This is a genomic window from Exiguobacterium sp. s36, assembly GCF_018618345.1.
In the GTDB taxonomy this organism is placed as follows: Bacteria; Bacillota; Bacilli; order Exiguobacteriales; family Exiguobacteriaceae; genus Exiguobacterium; species Exiguobacterium chiriqhucha.
On sequence record NZ_JACSLW010000030.1, the window covers coordinates 1 to 547 of the forward strand.

1 pseudogene is annotated in these 547 nt (G+C 47.2%); it reads left to right on the forward strand.

The window, feature by feature from the left end:
- Positions 1-128: 128 nt before the first annotated feature.
- Positions 129-547 (forward strand): annotated as a pseudogene (locus KNP95_RS16130) (DNA/RNA non-specific endonuclease); the annotation flags it as partial.

Consider the following 547-nt stretch of genomic DNA (forward strand, 5'->3'; position numbering starts at 1 on the left):
GAACGCGTCACTCAACATATGGACGAACAAAACGTGAAGGATTGGCGCATCGTAAACATGCGGAGGATATAATTGAACATAGATCGTATTGACTTATCTACATATATACATGCTATAAGGAGAACAAAATGAAATTTACCTACTTAGCCTTGCCTTTGGCCATCCTGCTGATGGCCGGTTGTACCAGTGAAAACACCCCTTCTACAAATGAGAAAGCAGAGGAGCCTGCTACTCAAACAGAAGAAGTCGTCGAGACGACCGAAACGAGCACAGACGACGCAAATACGGAGACGACTGCAGAAGAACCTGCAACAGCCGAAGAAACGGTCACAAATTCGGATAACAATCAATTCTCCGGCTATAAACTGATCAATGTTGATGGTGGGGACTTGTCCGGGTACCGTGAGGCGAACGTCGTCGTCGATATCGGATATGGAGATCGCGAGTATTGGGCGTTCACGAACGAACATGGTCAATTGATTCGTGTCATCGCCGATCAGATCATCTTGCAGGATGATGATTCGGAGGATGTGACCTCGGATGGCCG